Origin of the sequence: Pseudomonas sp. (assembly GCF_030684895.1) — a bacterium.
Classification (GTDB): domain Bacteria; phylum Pseudomonadota; class Gammaproteobacteria; order Pseudomonadales; family Pseudomonadaceae; genus Aquipseudomonas.
Window position 1 is genome coordinate 1 of record NZ_JAUXXP010000056.1, and the last position, 2558, is coordinate 2558.

At 61.3% G+C, this 2558-nt stretch carries 3 protein-coding genes; all 3 read right to left on the reverse strand.

Annotated elements, in window-relative coordinates; all coding sequences use genetic code 11:
- On the reverse strand, positions 1-1161 hold a 1161-nt coding region (locus Q8M42_RS12645; protein WP_305284054.1), incomplete at its 3' end, for a DUF3413 domain-containing protein.
- An 81-nt stretch (positions 1162-1242) separates the two neighbouring features.
- On the reverse strand, positions 1243-1932 hold the full coding sequence (locus Q8M42_RS12650) for a polysaccharide lyase family 7 protein (protein ID WP_304867736.1): 690 nt from the start codon (positions 1930-1932) through the stop codon (positions 1243-1245).
- Positions 1933-2071: 139 nt separating this feature from the next.
- A partial coding sequence (locus Q8M42_RS12655; protein WP_305284056.1) for an ABC transporter ATP-binding protein occupies positions 2072-2558 on the reverse strand: 487 nt, incomplete at its 5' end.

Sequence of the window (2558 nt, forward strand, 5' to 3'; positions counted from 1 at the left end):
GGGCTTGGCCGGCGCGCGCTGGTCAATGAACTGCAGCAGGTCATCGACATTCTTGCGGTCACGCTGCCAGCTGTGGCCCTGATCAAAGGCCTGCATCTGCTCTGCGGGGACTTTGACGAACAGGGTTTTGTCGAACTCCGGGTAGCTGAATTTGGCACTGGTAAACAGCTTCATCTGGTACTGCTGCTGTTGCAGCACATCGATCAGCGGGCTGCCCACTCGTGCATCCAGCACCGGGAACCAGAGGTTGGCCGGCAGCCCGTAGAACTGGCTGAACATGCCGATGCGTGTGCCGTTGCCGCCGGAAAAGTGATTGTCGAAACGTTGCGCACGCTCGGCGAATGCGCTGGTCTGCGGCATTACCCGCGGGTTGAGGCTGTCTGCACGCCAGGACTCGGCCACCAACCAGACCACGTTCAATGGCTTGGCCGGCGGTTCAATACGCAAGGGCGCTTGCGGGTAGGCCAGCTGGCCTTTCAACGCGACATTTTCCACTTCCATACGCTGCGGGCGCTCCAGGCCCAGGCGTTTTTCGAGGAAACCGCGCATGGTCAGCGGTTGATAAAACGGCATGCGCTGGGCGGTTTCCAGCAGTGGGCTGTAGCCATAGAAATGGCTGAGCGCATAGCTGGTCCGCTCACCTACGGCCAGCAGGATAAACAGCGGCAGCACCCACAGTAGGCGCGGCACCGGCACGCCGCGTGCCTTGCGCAGCAGGCCTGCGGCCAACAGATAGAGCGCGCCTTGGCCGGCCACTGTGGCGAGGGCAATCAAGGCAAAGCCACGCTCGCTTGATTCCGATGAGCCCAGTGCGGCAATTCCGCCGGGGGTGGTGAGAATGTTCCAGACAAAACCGTTGAGGTGAAAGCCATAGAGCTTCCACAGCAGCATGTCGGCGTAGATCAGCAGTTGTAGCGCACTGGCCAGAGCAATCAGCAAAACGATGCGCGCCGCCCCCAGCCAGCGCCCGCAGAGCCGGCATAGCAGCCAGAACGGGCTGATAAACAACAAGGCGTAGCTGCTGATCAGCGCACCCTGATACACCCCCATGCCCAGTGATTCGGCCGGTTCGAAAAGCTGGCCGAGGTGAATGGCTACGGCCAGCCAGGTAAACAGCCAATACAACGCATCAACGCGGCGCGCGGGCGCAAAGGGGGGCATAGACAGTTCCTTATTAGAGATGCACGAAGCCTTGCAGCCTAATGCTGCTGGCTTAAGCGAGGCTTAACCTGGAGATGTGTTTTAACGGTGCAGGCTGTTGAGCCAGTAGAAGGTCACCCGCGCACCTTCGGTGCTGGGGCCGTAGTTGTCCTGAACGTAGGCGCCGGCTTTGAAGTAGAGCAGTTGCGTGCTCCAGTATCCGCTCAGTTGCTGGTAGAACGAGCCATTATCACCATGGCTGCTGGTGACTTTGACGCCGAGCTTGCCACTTGGGGTGATGCGCAGCTCGTAGCTGAAGCGCTGATTCAGCTGGATATTCTCCGCCAGCAGAATGTTTTGTACGCCGCTGTCGCCCGGGCGCTTGCGCAGCAGCAGTTCGAGGCGGCCGACGCCGCGCAGATAGTGGTACTGCAATTTCAGCAGGGGGTCGTTGTTGCTGCCGGGTTCGTCCTTGCTGTGTACCTGGGCGATCACGATCTTGTTCTGGCTCGGCACCTGATTGACTGTCAACACAGCGCTCAGGTAGTTGTCGGCGCTGGCGTGATACCAGTTGCTCAGGCTGCCATCGGCTTGGGTCTCGCGCAGTTCGCTGCGTGGGTAGCGGGCGTCGGCGGTGCGCGAGCCGTTGACCGGCACCCAGAAGGTCACGCTGTCGTCGGCGTTGCGGCGGAAATACTGACTGCTGTAACCGTTGTTCAGGCGGTCGGTGCTGATGGTGCTAGGCGCGGGCGCGCTGGGCACGGAGAGATTCCAGGTGGTGAGGTCGAGCACAGGTGATCCTTAGAGAAGAGGGGCTGGCTCCTGTTCGTTAAATATCGCTGGGTGAAGTTCAATCAGCCTGATCGGCGGCTAAGTACCTTTACCTGTCGCGTCCGGCCAGAGCGGCGAACGTGACAGGCAAAACCGTGCCTTATGCAGCCGGGCGTTGCTGACGCTGGTAGAGAAACTCCAGCACGGCAGTGCGGTAGGCGTGGTACTGCGGATCATTGGCCAGGGCCAGGCGATCCCGTGGACGCGCCAGCTCAACCTTGACGATATCGCCCACGGTCGCCGCCGGGCCGTTGGTCATCATCACGATGCGGTCCGACAGCAGCACCGCTTCATCGACATCGTGGGTCACCATCACCACCGTGCTGTGGGTTTCGCCGACGATGCGCAGCAACTCGTCCTGCAGGTGCGCGCGGGTCAGGGCATCCAGCGCGCCGAAGGGTTCGTCCATCAGCAGCACCTTGGGCTGCATGGCCAGGGCGCGGGCGATACCGACGCGCTGTTTCATGCCACCGGAGATTTCATTGGGGTGCTTGTAGGTGGCGTGGCTCAGGCCAACCATGGCCAGCGCCGCTTCGGTGCGCTCCTTGAGCTGGGCCTTGCTTTCCTTGCCGGCGAAGACCTTTTCC